The following is a 20885-nucleotide window of genomic DNA, read 5'->3' as shown; positions in this document are numbered from 1 at the left end:
TGCCCTCACCCTGAGGTGGCAACGCAGTTGCCCACGAAGGGCGAGGGCCTTGTGAAGGAAAATATGATGGCGTCTATTGCACTATTTGATCTCGGCAACGTCCTGCTCGACTGGGATCCTGTGCGTCTGTACACGGAGCTGATGGGCTCGCGCGAACAGGCCGAGGAATTCTGCGCCACCGTCACCACGATGGACTGGCACAAGCAGCATGATCGCGGCGTGCCGATGGCGGAGAATGCGCGGCGACTGATCGAGAAGCACCCGGAACATGCCGAGCTGATCCATGCCTGGCGGATCGACTGGCTCGACATGTTCGACGGCTATGTCGACGGGGTCGATGATATCGTGCGCGCATTGAAAGTGGCGGGCGTGCCGCTCTATGCCCTGTCCAACATGCCGGCCGAAGTCTGGCCGGAAATGCGGGAAGAATTCCCCGTGCTGACGGACTTCCGTGACGTCATCATCTCCGCCAAAGAGAAGATGATCAAGCCCGACCCGCGCATCTACGCGATTGCGCTGGAGCGGATGGGCAATCCCGATCCGGCTGAGGTGTTGTTCATCGACGACCGGCAGGACAATGTCGACGCCGCGATCGCCGCCGGCATGAAGGCTGTGCACTTTACCGACGCTGCCGCGTTGCGGGCCGCGCTTGGTGAAGCGGGACTTCTCTAAATTAGCGCTTAGGCACAGCCTTCGACATAATCGACCGGCGGCGCAAGGCCGATGCGATAGCGGCTGATCGTGCCCTCACCGACTTCCTGTTCGAAGATGGCCTTGGCGTCATTGCCGAGATCGACATGGATATCGTCTTCATCCGTATACTTGTTCGGCAGGCGCTCGGCATCGGGATAGCGCGCGAGGACGTCCTCTGCCGCCATGCCGACCATGGCGCCCGCCTCGGTGGTAACGCCCGGCGCGCGGACATCGAGGCGCATGACCGTGCCGTCGACGACCATGAAGCCGATCTCGTAGTTTTCGGGCGCGACGTTGAGATAATAACAGCCGGGATCGCCATAAGGGTCTTCGTCTGGCCCGCCGACCAGCCCGCCGGGATAGGCGGCGCGGGCTTCCCCGGCGCTCATGCCGAACAGGACGCCGCAATAGCCCTCAGCCGTTGCCGGGTCGCAATCCGCGCCGGCCAGGTCCTCATCACCGGCGCGCACAGGAAGGCTGGCCATGTCGGCTTCCAGATCCTCGATGACTTCATCTGTTTCCTCAGCGGTCAGTTCTTCGCTCGCCGTCTCTTCCGGGGCGGCGGGTGTGGCCGCGTCTTCGGCGCAGGCCGCGAGCAGGGCGGACAGGGACAGGGTGGCTAGCAGGATCTTGTTCATGGGCGGGATCACTTTCCTTGGTCGGCCGTTAGTGTCCCCTGAATTGATACTCGGCGAAAGAGGCTATTCCGGGTCCGCTGTCGCAACATCGCCAATCACGACAGTGCCCTCGCGGCGTTTGTCGGCGCCGCCGGTTAACTCGCCATCGGCCGTCACCATGACGCCATAGACACCGCTGCTCAGCTCCGTCTCGCGCGGCTCGAGCCCGAAGGCGGCCAGCGCGGCGAGGCGTTCGGCATCGAGCCGGTCATCCTCGACCAGAACGCCGCCGCGCGGGATCACGATATTGGGCAGGTCGATCGCTTCCTGCATGGTCATGTCCCAGTCGAGCATACCGACAATGGTCTTGGCGACATAGCCGATGATCGCAGGCCCGCCGGGAGAGCCAAGCGCGGCATGGAACGATCCGTCCGCGTTGAAGATGATCACCGGCGACATGGATGATCGCGGCCGCTTGCCCGCCAGCGGCGCATTGGCGACCGGCTGGCCATTGCGCTCCGGCACGAAGGAAAAGTCCGTCAGCTGATTGTTGAGGATGATCCCCGCCGCCATGATATGCGACCCAAACGGCGCTTCGACAGACGATGTCATGGAGACGACGCGCCCCTTGCCGTCGCGGATCGAGAAATGGCTGGTCGAGGGCGGCTCCGGCGAGCCATCGAGGCCGAGATGGGCGTCGCCCTCGAACGGATCGCCCGGCGCGACCTCGATTGCGGAGCGGTCGACCTGGATCAGGCTCGCCCGGTCAGCGATATAGCCGGGGGCGAGCAGGGCATCGACGATATCGCCGGCGCCATGGTCGCCAATGCTCATGAAGGCCGGGTCGGCGAGATAGAGATTGCGGTCGGCATAGGCGAGGCGGCTTGCCTCCATCAGCAGGTGCCAGGCTTCCGGTGATTGCGCCGTATACTGATCGAATGCAGTCTGTTCCAGCAGGGAGAGGATCTGCAGCACGGTCACGCCGCCGGAGGAGGGCGGGCCCATGGAGCAGATCGTCTTGCCGCGATAGGGTGCGCAGACAGGTTCGCGCTCAACGGGAGAATAGTCGAAGAAATCCTCGACCGTCAGCGTGCCCGGTCCGGCGATGGAATCGACCGTCGCGGCGATTTCCTGGGCGATCTCGCCGCCATAGAAGGCACCGGGCCCCTGGTCGGAAAGGGTCTGGAGCATCCGGGCATAGGCAGGGTTCTTCAGGACATGACCGACGGGCAGGGGCGCGCCGGCCTCGTCGAAGAAATAGTCCTGAGAGCCGGTCATCTGGCCGAGGCGCCCTGCCTCGCTCATGCGGACGATCAGGCCGTTGAGACGCGGCGAGATATCGAACCCGTTTTCGGCAAGTTCGCGGGCCGGGGCAAGCAGTTCGGCCAGCGGCAGGGTGCCATGCTGTTGATGGGCCAGGGTGAGCATAGCGATGACGCCTGGCACGCCGACCGAGCGCCCGCCAGTGATCGCATCGTAGAAATTCATCGGGCTGCCGTCCGGGGCGAGGAACATGTCCGGCGCGGCGCTTTGCGGGGCGGTCTCGCGGCCGTCATAGGCGATGGTGCGCCCGCTCGACGGGTCGTAATGCAGCATGAAGGCGCCACCGCCGAGGCCGGAGGATTGCGGCTCTACCAGGGACAGTACCGCCTGCACCGCAATCGCGGCATCCGCCGCCGTGCCGCCGCGGGCGAGAACATCGGCACCGGCCTGCGTCGCAAGCGGGTTCGCCGTGGCGATCGCGAACTTGCCGTCGAGGGCGTCACGGGCATCGGCGGCCTTCTCCGTGCGCGCCGCGTCAGGGGCCTGCGGCTGGCCGCAGGCGGCAGCGAGTGCGAGGCCGAGAAGCAGGGCGATAGACGGGCTGGGCTTGAACATGAATGGGCTTTCGCTTGATAACGGTACAAGGACAGCAGGGTGGAACGTGTTACATGGCAAATCAAGGCACAGCTCGAAACGGACATCCGGGGCCGCGCAACGCGATCACCGACATAGACGGGTTACGGGTCGGGCACAGCCATGACCCGGCGGTCAACACCGGCGTCACCGTGATCCTGCCCGACCGGCTGGTGGCGGCCTCCGTCGATGTGCGCGGCGGCGGGCCGGGCACGCGCGAGACCGATGCCCTCGACCCGGAGCGGCTTGTCGGCGGGCTGAACGCGCTCGTTCTTTCGGGCGGGTCTGTCTATGGCCTTGGCGCCGCCGATGCGGTCGCGGCGGTTCTGGGCGCTGCCGGCACCGGTTATGCCCTGGTGCCGTCGCCGGGCGTACCGGTCTCGCCCATCGTGCCCGCCGCTATCCTCTATGACCTTGCCAATGGCGGCAACAAGGCCTGGGGGGAGGCGCCGCCCTATGCCCGGCTCGGCCGCGAGGCACTGGCCGATGCGCAGGGCGCTGGCGGCAGGGATGCTGCCATCGGGCGGATTGGCGCCGGTTATGGCGCGCGGGCCGGGGCCTGGCCCGGCGGGCTCGGCACGGCGTCCTTCGTCACGGCGGATGGCATCACCGTGGGCGCAATCGTGGCGGTCAACGCCTTCGGCTCGCCCTATATCCCCGGCACGACATGTTTCTGGGCCTGGCCGTTCGAGCAGGGTGGCGAATTCGGCGGCGTCCGGCCCGCTGGCAGCGAGGCGGCGCAAGGGTTTCCCGATGATACCAAGCTCGGTCCTGTCAGCGCGGCTGGCGGGGCGGGCGCAGCGACACCGGGCGCGAACACGACGATCTGTGCCGTCGCCACCGATGCGGCGTTGTCGACAGCGGACTGCAAGCGCCTCGCCATCATGGCGCAGGATGGCCTGTCGCGGGCGCTCAGGCCCGCCCATGCACCGGTCGATGGCGACACGGTGTTTGCCCTGTCCACAGGCGCGACGCCCTTGCCCGAGCCGAGGGCGCTGTCGCTCACCGTTCTCGGCAATCACGCCGCCGACTGCCTCGCCCGGGCGATTGCCCGCGGGGTGTACGCGGCGAGCGGGGCCTGAGCATGGCGCCCGATGCGACGCCGCCTGATGCCAGACCGGCGCCGATCGAGCCGCGTCATCTGGCGGGGCTGAGGGCGATCAACAATGCCGACCATGACAAGCTGTCCTGGCTCTGTGAGGGCGACCTCGAAGCGCTGATCGCCGGCGCCGCCTATGCCCGCCAGAGCGGCGATGGCGCCGCGATGATGATCGCCTATCGCGAGGGCGCCGATTATGTCAGCCCGAACTATCGCTGGTTCGCGGAGCGCCATGAGCGGTTTGTCTATGTCGACCGCGTCGTCGTCGCGCAAGGCGCGCGCGGGCAGGGCCATGGGCGCGTGTTCTATGAGGATCTGGCCGCGCTGGCGCGAGCGGCGGGCGTGCCGGTGATTGGCTGCGAGATCAACATGCTGCCGCCCAATCCGGTCTCCATCGCCTTTCACCAGACGCTCGGTTTCGTTGCGTGCGGGCGGGCGGTGCTGGAACCGCGTGAAAAGCACGTCGCCTATTACCGGCTCGATCTGTGACGCCCGGGTAAGCGGGCTTGGCGGGATTGCGGCGGAAAAATCCCGGAAAACAGGCTTGCAATTGCCGCGCGATTGGGCTTTAACGCCGGTTCTCGGCACCGGCGGCCTTTTGGCTGCCCGCGGGCTGAAATGCGCACCCGTAGCTCAGCTGGATAGAGCACCAGACTACGAATCTGGGGGTCAGGAGTTCGAATCTCTTCGGGTGCGCCACTTTTAAGTCATTGATATTAAATAGGTAATTATTCCCATTAACCGGCACAGGGTAGGCTTTGTCACCTAAAGCCCTGTTTTCTAATATGTTTCTGAGTTCGAATCCTTCAGGGCTTCTCTGCGTAATACAACCCAACAATATATGAGAAATGGTGGCCCGAATGTCCGAAATTGATTTCGAAGAATTATCCCCTTCAGTACACGGTAATGATAAAACAGACAGATTATTACAGCCCAAAGCGGAAGATTTTCTATATCTGTTTGAGGAAGAAGATACGACGAGAGAGCAGGCTCTGGAATATCTAACTGCGCTGATGAATACCTTGCAGCCCTTTGTGGATATGGGATTTGGTATTAACGCGATCCCCGAACGGGCTTGTACAGGCGCTTCCAAGGATGACTGACCATTTGCTCTGGTAAAGACCGGGTTGAATCGGGTATAATCGGGTATGGAATTGGATATCCCGACATGAAAGAGCCTGTTTTTGCCCTGACATCTGAGCTTGTTAAGCTCATCGCCGAGGTCGATGAATTCAAAGGCCGTTGGCAAGCGTTGAAGACCCTCTCCCCGGATCGCTTGAATGCCCTTCGTAAGGTGGCGGCTGTCGAGAGCATCGGCTCTTCGACCCGCATCGAAGGGGCAAAGCTGACCGATGTTCAGGTGGAAACCTTGCTGTCCAATCTGGAGAAGACCTCCTTTCTCACGCGCGATGAACAGGAAGTAGCGGGCTATGCCGAAGCCATGGATATGGTTTTCGAGGCCTATGCCGATATGCGTATCACCGAAAACCACATTCGCCAATTGCATCAGGTGTTGCTGCGCCATTCGACCAAGGATGAACGCCATAGGGGTTCCTACAAGACACTCGCGAACAATGTCGTCGCCTTCGATGCAGACGGGAAAGAAATCGGCGTGGTCTTCGAGACGGCGACGCCATTCGATACGCCGCGCGAAATGGAGGAGCTGGTCGCATGGACCAATAAGGCAATTGCGGAAGAGTCCCACCACCCCTTGCTGATCATCGCCGTCTTTATCGTGACCTTTCTGGCTATCCATCCCTTTCAGGATGGAAACGGGCGTTTGTCCCGTGTGCTGACGACCTTGCTGTTGATGCGGGCCGGATACGCCTATGTTCCGTTTGCATCTCTCGAAAGTGTGGTCGAAGCGAATAAGGACTTTTATTACAAGGCGCTGCGCAGGACGCAGACGACCCTGAAGACGGATAATCCGGACTGGATGCCATGGACCGGTTTTTTTCTGCGCTCGCTGAAGAAGCAAAAGGACACGCTCGAAGCCCGTATCGAGAAGGAGAGCGGAGGGAGCGATAGCGACGATGACCTTCCCGAAATATCGGTGCAGGTTATAGCGCTTCTGCGAAAGGAAGGTCGCCAGACCCCCTCCCAACTTGCCCGTGCCATCGGCGCGAACAAGAACACGTTGAAAGTGCGTTTGCGTGAACTCGTAGAGGCAGGGCGTATCAAGCGACACGGAAAAGCCCGGGCCACCTGGTATTCCCTGTGATTGCAATGCTGGGACCATCATGGCGTTGGCCCGAAATCGTCATGGTCCAGCGCCTTTAGTACCTCGTTCCAGCGCTCCAGTTCTTCGAACAATTCAGGCCCGCAGGAGTTGGAAGACTCTCCTGTGAGGTGCGCCATTTTTTCTACAGGATCACTGTTCTGAAGGTCAGCGATATGCGACGGCTGCGTTGATGGCGGATGCCGTCGACTAAATCCGACCTGCGCGGTCGGATTGCATGCTGCCATTCAAAGCGTGCAGGGCCGGAGAGTGTCAGCAAGCTGCGCGGTTCCAGCAACTGCGATTTCCGACTATTGTGGGACTGCGTATTCAGGAATTCCATTTCACAGGCCGACAATAAGCTGATTGAGGCGATGATTTCGCCGAAACAGGGAATGCAATCGGTGTGCGGGGCGATGCCCTGGCCTGGCAGATAGTCGTTAACGATGACTTGATCCGGCAAGCGGGCGAAGCGGCGTTCTGCGACAAGGCGTTCTGCCAGCGTTGCGAACGGTCCGGGCAAGTCCCCGAGATACATGTCGGGGCGGATCTGGCGCGCCCGGTAGTCGTAGACATATCCATAGTGCTGCACGCGTCTTGCCAGATCATCACGCCAGGATTGCCGATCGATAAATTCTACAAGGGTGGCTTCGGTATCCCTATCGAGAAAATCCGGAACATACCGAAACCCGTCGATTGGACTGCCAGATACGAAACTAAATTTCTTTTGATCAGTCATCGTCTGGCGAAAACCCACGTATTGAAGCGGTGGTGCTTTTTCAGCGCACTATCGTCATCATTTGTGTTTTCGTGGGAATAGCCCGGGTGAGCGGAGGGTGAAAATGAAAAAATTTCCGGTTTTCGATAGCCGGCCAAGCTGGCTGCCTCAAACGGGTTGAAGGCCGCCCTGTAATGCGGACTATCTACAATCGACACAACGACCCGCCCGTTGCTTCGGGTAGAATTGACTGCCTGGTATCGTGATGCATGGAGCTGGATCCTTTCCATGGCCCAGCATAATTTCACCCAGATGCGCGGGGATTGAGTTTTCTGTTGGGTTGCTTTGCCCTCGGAGCAGGTTCTCTAAAGGTTTGAAATTCATGGCACATCCAAGTTCGAATCCTACGGCGTGTCTGCTTCAATATTCTGGTACAGCAGCGCTCTCCAAGAAATCCTTTGGATGAGAAGCTCGTGTTTCCTCGCAATTTTCCTTGGTATGACAACGCGAAAACAACTCAAGGGTAGCTTAATATATTCGGGTTCGTTTATCCTCGGTACTACCTGGACTTCAAATGACCCCGGATCTTACGCTTGAGCTGGAAGCTTTTTCAGTCAGGGTTAAGCTTGATTCAGGTACTATGCGAAACCGGGCACTTGTATTAGCAAATGCAGGATGTCGGTATTTCTCTGGACGCCGTTCTCGATCAGTTTCCTCGTCCAGCTGCTGCTCGGAACGATCTGTACCGGCTACCTGTTTTTCCGGCTGGTCACGGAAAGCCGAAGGGGCAGGATGATGGTGTCGAACGTCGCGGTCACCGCGGCGGCCTTCAGCCTGACATGCTTTATCGGGCTGAACTTCCTGGCGGAAACACTGCATCCCGACCTTGCGACCTGGTGCCTTCCCTGGGAGGCCCCGTTTGGTACCGTCGCCCTGCTGGCGATCACCGTCTTTGTGTATAATTATCCTGTCCCGTTGGTCAGGCTGCGATCGGTCGAATCAATCGTGGTCGCGGGCCTGTCGTTGCTGTATCTGATGGTCGAAGTCTGGGCGGCGGTCTGGAGAGTGCAAAGCCAGTCTCAAGGTTTTGTCGAGTATCGCCCGGGTGTCCTCGACCTCGTGCAATTGATGACGGCGCTTTGGTTGCTCGTGGTGATGGTCCGGCAATATCTTCGTGCGGTCCGGAGGGACGCCGCCGCCGGAGTCACGCCGGGGGTCTCCCTCTGGCGCCTCGTCACAGGCGAGGGATTGCCGACAAGGGCATCATCGGTCCGGGCGTTTCTGATCGTATCGCTGATCCCCGTCGCCGCGATCGTGCTGCTGACATTGCGGTCCTACTGGATCCTCGGCGGCGTGGCGACTGAAATCGGCCTGTGCTGGCTCATGCTGCTCGTGCTGTGCGGATTTTCGCTTGTCTACCTGAACTATATACCGGAACGGTCATCCTTCCTTACCAAGATTACCGGCGTCACGCTGACGACCCTCCTGTCGATATTGTGCGGCATCTCGTGGATCATCGGCACCGTCTATGCCGAAGCGTTCGACAATGACGGGATTCCCGAGTCCGGAACGGCGATCCGGTTCCAGCTTCGCAGCGATGACAGTTACTTTGTCAGCAACACCGCCTTCCGGTTCGACAACGATCTCGGGGACAGGCAACCGGGCGCCTTCGCTGTGGATCTGGACCCGGTGTTTCCGTTCTACGGCGTGGAACGCAACCGTCTGTTCGTCGATCCGAACGGCATAGTCAGTTTTGACGGACCGTCGTCTCTGCGCCATGTCACCGACCGCTTCGGGGGCACGGGCGCGATTTTCCCGCTCGTACTCGACACTGCGTTTCGCGCCGACGTGGCCGACAGCGTGGCGGGGGAACCGGAAAGCGGCCTTTATTTCAGGCAAGCGACGGATCGCATCCTCCTGACATGGTACAACGCCTCGCAAAGGGCTGCCCCGGATGCGCTTTACACGTATCAAGTTGCACTTTACCCGAACGGTGTCATCGAAATCGCGTACAGGACGGTGCCCGATACGGTCCGAGCGAATGTGATATCACCGCTGTCCTCACCGGCGCTTGCCGGCATCACGCCCGGCTGGCTGAACGGGGAGATTGACCGGGTGACCTTCGGGTCGGACCTTCCGCTTGACGCCCGGCCGATGACCGGTCTTGTGGAGGACTACCGCCTTGCATTCCTGATCTACCTCAACCAGATATATACCCCGGTTGCCGCCTTCACGCTGCTCATGACGCTTGCCGTATCCGCGCTGATGCCGCTGATCTTTCAGCGAACCCTCGTGCGTCCGCTGAACCGCCTGCTGGAAGGCGTTCAGAGCTTCCGCCGGGGAACTTATCCGGGCGCGATGAGGATCTTCTACAAGGACGAAATCGGGTTTCTAACCAGGGCGTTCAGCGAGATGGCGAACGCACAGATCGCTCTGGTGCAATCGCTGGAGGACCAGGTCGCGGCCCGTACACAGGCTGCGGTCAGCCTGGCCGACAGAAACGCGAGACTGGAGGAGCGCAACCACCTGTCGGGCGAGCTCCACGACGCCGTCAGCCAGAAGCTGTTTTCCGCAACCATGATTGCTGACCGCGTGTCCGGCCTGGTCACGGATGGAGACAGGACGATCACGACCGCCCTGTCCGAGATTCGCGGCCTGAACCGCGCAGCCCTTTCCGAAATGCGTATGCTGATGGCTGACATGCGACCGGGCGGCAATTGCGCCGAGACATTGGGGTTTTCGTTGAAAGCCCTCGTATCCTCGGTCGCCGCCGCGGAGCGGTTTCGCATTCAGCTTCAGGTTGAAGGCGATACGAGACTACCCGATGCCGTCCATAAGGTGTTTTACCGCATCGCTCAGGAAAGTCTCAATAATATAGTGAAGCATTCGGAAGCGGAGTCGGTGACGATTTTTCTTGATGCGCTTCCGTCCCAGAGTATTCTTTCAATCTTCGACGATGGTCAGGGATTCGAACTGGACAAAGTTCCAGAGGGGTGTTTGGGGTTGGAAATCATGCGTGAGCGCGTTCAGAAAATCGGAGGAAACCTCGAGATCTTCTCCGCACCCGGACAGGGTACGTCGCTGACATTGATCTGGTACGAACGGGATATTGTATGAGCGTTCCGATCAGGGTCGTCCTGACGGACGATCATCCTGTGGTCCGGCGCGGCGTCGCCGATGTCCTCTCCGCGAGCGGCCGGATCAGTATCGTCGGTGAGGCTGCAAACGGCGAGGAGGCGCTGGCAGTGTGCCAGACCACCCAACCCGACATCGTGATCATGGACGTGCGGATGAAGGGTATGGACGGGATCGAAACGACTAACCGGATCAAGGAGAAGTTTCCCGGCATCCGGGTCATCGGACTCAGCACCTTTCCGCAGGACCACATTATCGAAGCCATGAAAGACGCTGGCGCGTCGGGCTTTCTCGTCAAGGAGCTGACCGCCGCCGAACTCATCGATGCCACCATTCGGGTACACTCGGGCGAAACGGTGTTTTTCCGGGGAGCCGAAGTCACCGCCGGTGACGAGGGTGCCGCATCGCAGGCTCCGGAAAAATCCGCCTATGCCATCGGACCCCAGCAGCAATAGGTGCTGTGGCTGCTGACCAAGGGCCTGACCAACAGCGAGATCGCCGAGCACCTCAACATTTCGCTGCCGACCGCCCGCTACCATGTCAGCGCAATCCTTCAGAAGCTGGACGTCTCCAACCGCGCCGAAGCTGTCGCGCTGGCATTGAAGGAACACCTGGTCTGACCCGCCAATGCGGGTGCGGCCGGTTCCGTCCCTGTACGTTTGTCCAGTTCACCGACCTCTCGGCTCCATTTAGCGTCACCCGGGAGACAAGCCCATCCATGAGCGTTCCCGGTGGTCAAGACTGCAGCATTTTTCAGATTTCTGTCGATCGTCATGTTTGGTGCGCTGACACTGTCGGCGACCCCTTCGCCGCGCGCGGAGGTCGGGGAACCGGCAGAATTTGTGGTGAATTCCGGCGATTTCCTGTGCGGCGAGAATACCCGGCTGGCATCTGTCGATTTTGCACAAGCCAACAAGACGGCGCTGTGCAACGGTCTGGAAGACTGGGGGACGGCGAGACTGGCCGGGCAGGCCTCGATAACCGGGCCCGGCAATAAATGCGTCATTCGCGAGAACGATCCGCGGCGGCTGCTGAAGTCGGTCTGTGTACCGAAAACCGATTCGGCGGCGATCCGCGGTATCCTCCTCTTCGGCGGCTTCCGGACCCAGCAGGAACTCAACACGGCATCGCCTGAGGGCTGGAGGGAGGCGCTGAGCGTCGAACTCGCCAACCGGCTGGCCGAACCCATCACGACGTTTCAATCTCTCAGCGAAAAGGAACTGAGCGCCGCAGGCGGCATGCTCGTGCTGATTCAGTCCTCGGCGCTGTTCGATGCCGAGAGCATCAGCCGGCTCTCGCTGCCTGAGCTTCGGCTTGAAGCCATGACACTTCTGACGACGCAAACCGGCATCCCGCTCGCTGATCTGAAAGAGATGAGCGACGAGCAACTCTTTGAACTCATTTGGAAAGGATGACTCCTATGACCAAGAAATTTCTGTTCGGCAGTGCCTGCTCGGCGTTCCTGCTGTTGCAGGCCTGCAGTGCCGGGGAGCCGGTGGCACAAATGGCGGGCGATGCGCCTGCCGGGTCCGCTCCCGCCGGAGAGTGCCGGAATGGCGGCGACCGTCTTGCGCTTTCCGGACTGTGCAAGGATGCAGCCATTGCGATGCTGAACACTGCCGGTGGTCCGGACCCCGTGCTGCCGGATGAGTGCAGCTGGGAAATCCAGGAAACCCGGTTTGCCATCGATGTTCTGCTTTACCGGGCGGCGAGCTGCGACGGCACAACCGCGAAACTGTCCTTCGCCGGCGGTGCACAGCAGGCGGAGCTGCGGCTTGAAGAGTCGGCGCTGGGCTGGCCGACGGGCGAGGAGTCCGAGCCGTTGATCCGTGTCATCAGCGCCGATCCCGAGGCGCCTTACGCAAATATCGAGTTCTACGTGAAAAACGCGATCGAGGATCCGGTCGAGGCCGCCAATTGCGCCGCCCGCCCGGCAAATATCGATGGCTGGCCGGACGATGCCATCGTGGTCGACGAAAAGGATGCGCCGGAATTCGATCTCGACGGCCCGCGTTCCGCCTGCGGACCGTTCGGATTCAGCGGCGATGAAACGCGGTACTGGCGCGTGTTCAACGATTTCTCGTGGCTCTTCAGCCTCGGGCAGGACCTCTATCAGGACATCGATGTCGGATCGCTGACGCTGGTGCCATCAGTCACTGAATAACCAGGCCTTTCCAATGGCAGTGCAATTAGCCGCGAAATGACTTTCGACTTGAGAAAATAAAGAGGAGAGAAACATGAAGACCTTGATGCATTGTATATGCCTGGCAGTGATGTGCCTCATGCTGCCGGCTGTTACGCCGGCATATGCGCAGAGCCAGGGAGAGACCGTCACCGATACCGGCATGACGCGTCACATGTTCCGCCGTGACTACTGGAATACCACCAGACATGGGCAAGCCATGCGCGCAAACTCGGTGAAATCGGATGTCGCGGGCGATATCGCCTTCGCAGCGCTCAACGACACACTTGCGCTTGCAGCAACGACTGCCTCGGGCGGTGCCGGTGGCGCTGTCGCGGGCTATGTCATGGGCGAAGCCATTTCCGAGTTGACGGGCCTGTTGCGGGACACCGATGCGCAACTGCCACGTCTGGCCAAATTCACGAACACGGATGCGACCTATCTGCAATATGACGACGGCAGCTGGTGCATCATCGCAAATGGTACCGAACTTGATCATATCGAGCGCGATTCGCTGGAGCCCATGGAGCGCTATGATCTGGTTCCCAATGCCGGTAATCAGGTTTGCGGTTCACCGGACGGGTATTACGAGGCACACGGAACAGTATACCGCCTGTACAGCTCATCGCCGTCGAACAAGGCCTGGTACGGAATAGGATTTGGCGACAGCTATTGCGCCATTCCGAACGAGGCGACATGGCAATCGCTTGCTGTCACAGATTTCGACAGTCGCGATACGGACGGTCACACAACCGCCCTGCGCGGATCGACCTATTTTTCCGTCGCTGACATCGGCCATGCAACAAGGCACAGGACTTACACCGATGTGTGCCGACTGGATAATATGGGCGCCCGGACGGTCAATTTCTCGACTACCAGAAAGAAAATGCGCTCGATTCTGTACAATGATCATTGGGAGAGTTCTGGCGTCGGTGCGGGCCTTTACTTCCTTGCCAAGGGAGGCAATGCGCTCGGCGATCTGCTGACGGGCAAGGCCGCCGGTTTCCTTGCCGGTACCGACAGTGCCGAGAAGGCCGTCACCAAGGTCGCGGGCAAGAATGCGGCAAAGGCGCTTGCGTTTTACGGTACGGCGACCACCATCATGTCCCAGTTTACGGGCGACGATACAGCGCTGCCCCAAATGGCAAAACGCTCCTATAATGACACGGTCTATCTTCAGTTCGACAACGGATCATGGTGTGCCATGACCCAGCCGCAGATGCTGTCGATCATGAAAGCCGATATGATCGAAGTCGATGTCAACGACAGTCTTCCCTCAAGCGTGAATGCGCCCGGCGCCAAGCTGTGCGGCTGGCCGGACGGTTTCTACAAGGCCGGCGGCGACCAGGTTTATTATTTGTATAGCGGGTCCGTGGAGGATCCGACCTGGTACGAAATCGGCTTCGGCTTCCGCTACTGCGCGATCTCCAGTGAAGCTCAGTGGCGTGACCTTCTCGAACGGGCCGGCGCAAACCGGCATGCGCCGCAGGAATCCCTCCACCGGATATCGGACACGCGGTTCCTGGAATACCGCACGGCCTATGATTGCCCGACCAGCATGGTTGACGGTGTTGCGGTCCATCAGCCCGACAAGACAGCGTCTTTGACACCTACGGGTACGACGTCTGCGGCACCTGCGCCCGCCGCGTCGTCGACGGCGTCGGGGCCATATGTCCCGACCTTCGCTTTGACCGCCCGTAACTGGAGCGAAGTCGGAAACGGCATCACCATGTCCGACGTCGGTACAGGCTGGGCCATGGGCACGATCCCCGACGCCGCAGGCAACTTCAAGGTCTACAGGCTGACCTCTTCCAATCAATGGGAGAACAAGCCTGAATATGGTGCGGGTACTCGCATCGGCGGCACGGCGGCGAACCCCTGGGCTGTCGTGGCGAGCGGCGATGTCTATTACTGGAACGGCAGCAGCTGGCAGCCTCGCGGTGGGATCCAGGCTCAGGATGTCGGTGATGGCTGGGCGACAACCAAATCCGGTGCCGTTGCGCGCTGGAACAACGCCACCAGCAAATGGGATATCATTCCCAATGCTGCAGCCGTCCGTGTCGGCGGCACCTATGACAACCCGTGGACTGTCAATGAAAATGGCAGGGTGTACCGCTGGGTCAACAATGTCCAGGTGGAGGTGAAAGGTCTGTTTGCGTCCGATGTGGGCGATGGCTGGGCCTTGAACAGGACGGAGAAACAGCGTCCGGGCTTTACGATCCATCGGTACAACGCGTCGACCGGCCAATGGGAAACACGCTCTGGCGGGGGCCTAAGCATCGGCGGCACATATGAGGACGTCCTGGTCCTCACCGAGGATGTAAAGAAAGTATATCGCCTGAAATAGACAAGCCGGATCGCATCTTGAGGCCGGATCCCGTCTCTCACGGGGTCCGGTTTTTTTGTCTCATCAGGGCGACGTTCCGGCCTTCGCCCGCCAATCACATCTGCTCTGCGAAAACGATCCGCGAACTATCCGTCCGGCTAGTTCCCGACCCTTCGTATCGGATCAATAATCGGTACTCGGCATGGCTCACGAGGGCCGAACAGGAGGAACCACACATGACTCACCAAACTTCAGAAACCACGTCTTCGGCCGTGTCCGGCAAGGTCACCCTTCGAATGAGGGCAATTGCCAGGAAATGTCGGGCGTCCATGCTTGCCATCGGCGTTGGTATTGGCTTGCTGATGGGCGCGGCTGCGCCTGCCCATGCGCAGGAACAATATCTCATGCCCCTTCTGACGGTGCTCGAGGTTGCGCCGCCGGCCGGTTCCAGCATGGATACCCAACGCAATACGGCTATTGCCTGGTTGTCAGCCTACACAGCCGACAGCGTCCAGTTCTACCAGTCGCAGAACAACGCCCAGCTTGCCGATCATTTGTCCTATGCCTTTTTCATCCTCAGTCGGGGTGTCAAATATTCCGAACTGAAAGGCATCTCAGCCGGCAATATGAGGAATACCGCCATCGTCATCATCAACAGGCGGACCAATATACCGGTTTCCGAACTACAAGGCCTGAGCGCGCAGCCATTGTTGGCGAAAGATTATTTCGACGCGCAATCAATGAAGACGAGCCTCGACCATGTTGCGTCAAGGAGTGATCTGATCGCGCATCCGATTGCCTGGACGACCGACGAGTGCAAGCAAATCGAGGACGCGAAGACACAGCTCGCTCAGGTGGCGCCGACACTCGCCGGTAAACTCAATGAATATCACTCTGTGATGGGCAAGATCGATCAGGTACTCGCCCCGCTTCGCAAGCTGGGTCCGCTCTATGATGCTGCGGTTGCGACAAACGCTGCACTCGCCGAATACGAACGCCAGCGCGGGACGCTTCTCGGCGAGATCAGGGCGCTCGAAGCGCAGCAGGCGAGCCTCCAGGCTTTCCTCCGTGGCGGTGACGTCCTGAACAAGTGCCTTAGCTGCCAATATCAACGCAGCATGGCGCAGTCGTCCCTTCAGTCACATGCATATGCTTCCCAATCACAAAAATACACCGAGTACTATTGGGCAAGCCTTGTTTCGTCGCGGGAATCTGCGAAAAAAATGTCGGCAACGTGGGCGGAGTTTGACGCCCAGTTTGCCGCCATTATGGCTCAAACCGGGGTTGCCACGACATTGAACTCTGCTCAAACCTTTAACGATGAACTCAGCAAGTTCGAGCGCGTGAGCACGCCTGAATGGCGAGGCTTGTGGCAAGGCTGGACGAGGCGCCATGAAACGCTTCCCCTCTGCAAGTAAGGCCATTTAATGCTGTCATGATGAAACGCCCGCCGGGAGAATCTGGCGGGCGTTTCCGTATCGAAAAGCAGGAAAAACGCTATCTGTCGGGACCAGGGAGGTGATCCATGCGGCTCATGCGTGGGCGCACCCCGGTACGCCAATAAAAAACCGCCTGCAAAGATGGGGCAATCCTTCTCTGCAAGCGGTTGTGTCGACAGGTTTCTGAGCGCCTTTTCGCCAGACGGCCTATTCCGGGGTCACGACCTCAAACGAGAACGGGTCAATGTCCCAGCCTTCGGCCGGCAGCGACACGGCATAGACATAGTCCTTGTCCGGACTCACCATCCAGAAAGTGTCATAGTCCGTACCCTGTGCATAAAGTCCGCAATCGGCGGATGGCGCATCGGCCCTCGGTGCGATGACCATGGCGCCGCCGGGATAGCCTTCACCGGCGGGGCGGATCTCGCACGCGTCCATCGTCTCCTCGGGAATGGTTTCCCGCAGGCGGAATTCATCATCGCCCCAATAGGTGGCGATGCGGACGGCGACATGGCCGAGATGGATGTCGCCATAGGCCGGCGAGACGGCATAGGTCAGTTCAGCGGCATGGGCACCGCCGCCATAGTCGAGCTCGGTGGTCTGATCGCTGCAGCCGAGCGCCCTGAAGAGAAGCGCATCCACGCCGAAATCGGCTTCCGTATTCACCCAGGTACAGCCCGGATAGTCGACCGCGGCGACTTTGGAAGGCAGGGCGTCGTAATCGACGACGCCAACACACCGGCCCGATATCGGCAGACGCCACCGGGTCTCGTCAGCGCAGGGCACGAACGCGGACGGCGCCGGCTCGCCATACCAGTCCCGGAACGCATAGGTCTCGCCATCGCGGACAATTTCTGGCAGAAACTGCTCATTGTCGGCGTATTCTTCGGGCGTAGCGGAGTTGCTTTGGCTGACCGTCGCCTCGCATGCCGCAGTGGCAGCGAGGCTGACGGCCACAACTGAAATCAAACAAGTCTTCATGGAAATCTCCCTTGGTATATCGGGCAGATTGTGAGTGGCGAAATGAATCGCCGTCCCGATAGTACGAGAGAATTAAACCCCGCAGGCATCGTCAACTGGACGATTGAATAGTCTGTGTAGACAAAGAGAGACGAGCTCTGACGGCAAAAATTATCCTGACAGACGGCCCTTTCTGCCAGATCAGCCTGCATTCATATGGACGTGCCCGTAGAAGCGTTGAATGCCGCGTCTTCCTCGCACCAACTACCGCACGTCGCGAAGGTGAAAATAGTTGTATAGCGGCCAGCTGTGCGGGTGGGAGCAATAGCCGATGCCGCTTTCCTCCAGCGAGGGCTTCCAGTAGTTCATCAATCCTTCGCGCGGGTGAAGGCTCGATTGCATACTGTCCGTGTGGGTCCATCTGCCGAGCACATAGTCGGGATATTCCTTCGCGAAATTGTGGAAGCTCATCGTCTCCAGGAGCTTTTCAGCCTCGGCCTTGTCGAAGCTCGACACGCCGAGCACCATCTGGCCTTCAAGCGCAAACCAGAAACCGCCATCCTCACCCCCGCCGCTGGTTCCGAAGATCGGCTTTTCGCGAATGCGAAAGCCGACCTTTTCCGGCGCGAAGGTCGCCTCCTTCACCACGCGATAGATCGCCGCCTTTCGGGGCTCGGGCAGGTCCGGGATTTGCAGCAGGAATCCCTGCGGTTCGAGGCAGACCACGTCCACGCCATAGCGTGGCTTGCCGCCGTTGAGATAGGCGCGCGCGCTGAAGGTGCGGTCACCCAGATCGGTCATATAGGCGGCGGATAGATCGTCGTGATAGTGCGACAGCGCGGCAATGAACGGATCGTCCTGGCCGATGCCGGCGGCGCGCAGCCCGGCGATGAAGCGGGGCAGGATTGCGAGCGCCATGGCGCTGTTGAGGTGAGATTCGGCCGACGCCGCTGTCAGATTGGGTGAATACAGATGAAAAAAGGAGTCGCTCCAGTCCGAATTGAGGATGCGGATCAGCCCGTGCTCGCCTGTTCCCACTTCGTCGCGCAGATAGACGAAGTGGCGCTTGAGGACGTTCAGCACCGTTTCGCTGTGGTTTCCCTCGACCGGATAGAATTCGACGCGCTCGTTCAGAAGTGCATGGTCGCGTGTGACGCGCAGATACTCGCCGACTGCCATGAACATATAAAGCTGGGCATCGCTCTCCTTGTATATGCTTGGCGGCATGTAGCCAAAGCCACTCGTGCCGCGCTTGATTTCACCCTGGCGGGTCGTCTGTTTCAAAACATGGCGCAGACAGGATTTGGCGAGAGGCGGATTGCTGTAGCAAAGCGGCAAGAGCGCCTGGAGATTGTCGCGGTTCGAGATATTCTCGCCATCTTCATAGGTGTAGATCGTCCCTTGCGGGACAAAGGTTTCATCGAAATAGGCGCTGTAAGTTGCCATCGCCTCGAGCGCATGGGCATGCCAGGGCATTTCAGTTCGAAAGACCGGGTTCTGCTCTTGCGTCATGTCGGGCAATTGCGTCGCCCAAAGGCCGCTATAGAGACCGTCGTCGATCCGGTCGCGGTCGCCGCTGGACAGCATGTCAGTGGCGAGCGCTGCAGCCTGATCCATATCGCCATAGGTAAGCCCGATAACGATATCGAAGCTGACGGTCCCGCCCGCGGGCACGTCACCGCGTATCCGTGCGAGCAGCCGCTCGTCATCAGATCCGCTGATATCAAGCGACAGCGCGGTGTCTGAACTATGCGCGTGAAGGAAGACGTTGACCGGTTGCAGGTCATGGAGATTGGGCGCGTCCACTGCGTCCTCGACGGTGAAAGCGACCGGGATATGGCGGGTCTGCGACAGGGCGATACGCCGCGTGGCATCGTTGGTTACCGACGACGCATAGCGCGCAACCCGCGCATCCGGCTCGATGCGTTGAAGATTGCACGGCACGTAGCGCATCCCGAAACCCTCTTCATGGCTGAACGCCACCGACCGGGACCCCGAATTGTTCAATGTTACGGTGATGACGAGCGATGGATTGCCGTCGCGAAGGGAAAGCGATGGCCGCGCGGACACCACGCGCCGGGCATGCAGTTCCGGCGACAGGGCATAGCCCCAATGCGCGAAGCCAGGGCCGAAGCGACGTGTCGTCCGTGCCGGATCGATCGCGAGCGACTGCATCCCGACAAGGTCGTAAGCTTGCGCTGCCGATTCGCTATCGCTGACGGTCAAACGGGCATGATTGTCGCCATACAGCATGCGATCCCCGGCTGCGTTCACACGCGCCCAGACGCGCTCGCCGGTGAGCAATTGCAGAATGCCACTGACATGCGCAAAGGCGGTGAGGCGATAATTGCCCAGGATGAAGGCCGGATCGGGCGGCTGTTGGGCGTCGCGACCGGTCTTGTCGAACGCCAGCGCAGGCAGCGATCCTTCGTAACGATAGGCAGGAAGCCCGGCGCGCGTCTGCTCCCAGCGACCGATCCGCGTGGAGCGGCCGTCGATACTGGTGCCGGTGGCGCTGGCTGACATCACCGGCGCCAGCCACGGCAATGCTATTGCGGCAGTACCGGCGCGCAGCACAGCGCGCCTCGTGTGGTGAGGCATCGTCATCTCCCTAACTGCTTCTTGCTGTTCAGGCCGGCAGGTTTTCACGGAGGATCATGAATGGCGGCAGCGGGCGTGGCAAGGGCAGCGGCCGAGAAGTGCTCACCCCACGGGGATGACATCGACGGCCTGCCTGCTGGCCTGGTCGCCGGCGGTTTTCAGCATGCCGAGGATCGGGGTGACATCGCCATAGTCGCGGCCATAGCCGATGGTGATGTGGTCGCTCGAGGCGGGGATGCCGTTGGTCGGATCGAATTCCTGCCAGCCGCTTTCGCGCCCGCACCAGACCCGGACCCAGGCATGCATGGCGTCGGCGCCTTCGAGCCGGTCTTCGCCCTCCGGCGGCTCGGTCCTGAGGCAGCCGGAGACATAGCCGGCAGGCACGCCGAGACCGCGCAGGGCGGCGATCATGACATGGCTGAAATCCTGGCAGACGCCGCTCTTGCCGGCGAAGGCTTCCGCGGCAGTGGTGGTGACCGTGGTCGCCGTGCCGTCATAGTGGAACTCGTCCCTGATGCGGCGGCAGAGCCGGTCAGCGAGGGCGAGCACGGACGCGCCGCCCTCGGCGCACTCGCGGGCGTAAGCGGTCATTTCCTCCGTCTGCGGCGTATAGCTGCCCTGATGCAGGAAGTGATGCGGGCTGTGCGGGGTGAGGGAGTGGCTGGCGGCGACATCGGCGGCGAGACCGGCAAGATCGGCCGAGACGTCGAGGGAAGGTTCAGGCCGGGTGACCTCGACGCGTGCCGCCATCGTCACGTTGAGCCGGTCATGCGGGTCGCGGTTGGCGAAAGCGGTGACGGCATTGCCGAAGAAGTCGGTGAAGGCCGATTGCTCGGCAGGCCAGGGGTCGAGGTCGATGGAAAGGGAGAAAACCCTCTGTATACCATCAATCGAGCGCGGTGCGACCCGCAACTGGTGGCGGCTGCCGGCGACAAGGCCCTGATAGCGATAGGAGAGTTTCAGCCTGATATCGTACAGCATCGCGGGCTCCCTCAATAATA

The 20885-nt window shown here is 60.4% G+C and carries 18 protein-coding genes and 1 tRNA gene; 13 read left to right on the top strand and 6 right to left on the bottom strand.

All coding sequences use genetic code 11. The features are described 5' to 3' along the window. Positions 1-66: 66 nt before the first annotated feature. Positions 67-672, top strand: a complete 606-nt coding sequence (locus IEV88_RS08095) for an HAD family hydrolase (RefSeq protein WP_206711236.1) — start codon at positions 67-69, stop codon at positions 670-672. Positions 673-680: 8 nt separating this feature from the next. Here IEV88_RS08095 and IEV88_RS08090 read toward each other — a convergent pair whose 3' ends face one another. After that, positions 681-1331: a hypothetical protein gene (locus tag IEV88_RS08090; protein WP_188158930.1), complete on the bottom strand. Its 651-nt coding sequence runs from the start codon at positions 1329-1331 to the stop codon at positions 681-683. A gap of 63 nt (positions 1332-1394) precedes the next feature. Then, the gene (ggt, locus tag IEV88_RS08085; protein ID WP_188158931.1) at positions 1395-3188 is read right to left on the bottom strand and encodes a gamma-glutamyltransferase; all 1794 of its coding nucleotides are present in this window, start codon (positions 3186-3188) and stop codon (positions 1395-1397) included. A gap of 53 nt (positions 3189-3241) precedes the next feature. Here ggt and IEV88_RS08080 point away from each other — a divergent pair, with 53 nt between their 5' ends. The 5 genes from IEV88_RS08080 to IEV88_RS08060 all read left to right on the top strand — a co-directional run bounded on the left by IEV88_RS08080 (position 3242) and on the right by IEV88_RS08060 (position 6526). Next, positions 3242-4288, top strand: coding sequence for a P1 family peptidase (locus tag IEV88_RS08080; protein WP_188158932.1), 1047 nt, complete (start codon positions 3242-3244; stop codon positions 4286-4288). 2 nt (positions 4289-4290) lie between these two features. Then, positions 4291-4794 carry a GNAT family N-acetyltransferase gene (locus IEV88_RS08075; RefSeq protein WP_188158933.1) on the top strand — a complete coding sequence of 168 codons (504 nt, stop codon included), beginning with the start codon at positions 4291-4293 and terminating at the stop codon, positions 4792-4794. A gap of 133 nt (positions 4795-4927) precedes the next feature. Next, positions 4928-5004: transfer RNA gene (locus IEV88_RS08070), tRNA-Arg, on the top strand. A gap of 161 nt (positions 5005-5165) precedes the next feature. Then, positions 5166-5408 (top strand): hypothetical protein, encoded by a 243-nt coding sequence (locus IEV88_RS08065; protein ID WP_188158934.1) that lies wholly within the window; start codon positions 5166-5168, stop codon positions 5406-5408. 65 nt (positions 5409-5473) lie between these two features. Beyond that, positions 5474-6526, top strand: a complete 1053-nt coding sequence (locus tag IEV88_RS08060; protein WP_188158935.1) for a Fic family protein — start codon at positions 5474-5476, stop codon at positions 6524-6526. Positions 6527-6668: 142 nt separating this feature from the next. Here IEV88_RS08060 and IEV88_RS08055 read toward each other — a convergent pair whose 3' ends face one another. Further along, positions 6669-7262, bottom strand: a complete 594-nt coding sequence (locus IEV88_RS08055) for an alpha-ketoglutarate-dependent dioxygenase AlkB (protein ID WP_188158936.1) — start codon at positions 7260-7262, stop codon at positions 6669-6671. Between the two features lie 654 nt (positions 7263-7916). Here IEV88_RS08055 and IEV88_RS08050 point away from each other — a divergent pair. From IEV88_RS08050 to IEV88_RS08020, 7 genes are all read left to right on the top strand, one after another. Beyond that, the gene (locus tag IEV88_RS08050; RefSeq protein ID WP_188158937.1) at positions 7917-10358 is read left to right on the top strand and encodes a sensor histidine kinase; all 2442 of its coding nucleotides are present in this window, start codon (positions 7917-7919) and stop codon (positions 10356-10358) included. Then, positions 10355-10831 (top strand): response regulator, encoded by a 477-nt coding sequence (locus IEV88_RS08045; protein WP_188158938.1) that lies wholly within the window; start codon positions 10355-10357, stop codon positions 10829-10831. Before IEV88_RS08050 ends, IEV88_RS08045 begins: the two co-directional genes overlap by 4 nt. After that, a complete protein-coding gene (locus tag IEV88_RS08040) occupies positions 10832-10996 on the top strand; it encodes a response regulator transcription factor (protein WP_188158939.1) in 165 nt (54 codons plus the stop codon). It begins immediately after the preceding gene. Between the two features lie 111 nt (positions 10997-11107). Further along, positions 11108-11791, top strand: coding sequence for a hypothetical protein (locus IEV88_RS08035; protein WP_188158940.1), 684 nt, complete (start codon positions 11108-11110; stop codon positions 11789-11791). A 5-nt stretch (positions 11792-11796) separates the two neighbouring features. Beyond that, entirely contained in the window at positions 11797-12540 is a 744-nt protein-coding gene (locus tag IEV88_RS08030; protein ID WP_188158941.1) for a hypothetical protein, read from the top strand. 118 nt (positions 12541-12658) lie between these two features. Further along, on the top strand, positions 12659-14905 hold the full coding sequence (locus IEV88_RS08025; RefSeq protein WP_188158942.1) for a hypothetical protein: 2247 nt from the start codon (positions 12659-12661) through the stop codon (positions 14903-14905). Positions 14906-15213: 308 nt separating this feature from the next. Further along, a complete protein-coding gene (locus tag IEV88_RS08020; RefSeq protein ID WP_188158943.1) occupies positions 15214-16302 on the top strand; it encodes a hypothetical protein in 1089 nt (362 codons plus the stop codon). Positions 16303-16530: 228 nt separating this feature from the next. Here IEV88_RS08020 and IEV88_RS08015 read toward each other — a convergent pair whose 3' ends face one another. The 3 genes from IEV88_RS08015 to IEV88_RS08005 form a co-directional block, all read right to left on the bottom strand. Continuing rightward, positions 16531-17304 (bottom strand): hypothetical protein, encoded by a 774-nt coding sequence (locus IEV88_RS08015; protein WP_188158944.1) that lies wholly within the window; start codon positions 17302-17304, stop codon positions 16531-16533. A gap of 243 nt (positions 17305-17547) precedes the next feature. Beyond that, entirely contained in the window at positions 17548-19884 is a 2337-nt protein-coding gene (locus IEV88_RS08010) for a GH36-type glycosyl hydrolase domain-containing protein (protein ID WP_188158945.1), read from the bottom strand. 102 nt (positions 19885-19986) lie between these two features. Next, positions 19987-20865, bottom strand: coding sequence for a transglutaminase family protein (locus IEV88_RS08005; protein ID WP_188158946.1), 879 nt, complete (start codon positions 20863-20865; stop codon positions 19987-19989). Between the last annotated feature and the right edge of the window lie 20 nt (positions 20866-20885).

Origin of the sequence: Aquisalinus flavus, assembly GCF_014640095.1 — a bacterium.
In the GTDB taxonomy this organism is placed as follows: domain Bacteria; phylum Pseudomonadota; class Alphaproteobacteria; order Caulobacterales; family Parvularculaceae; genus Aquisalinus; species Aquisalinus flavus.
The sequence above is the reverse complement of the archived record's forward strand: the minus strand, read 5'-3'. Positions and strand labels throughout refer to the sequence as shown.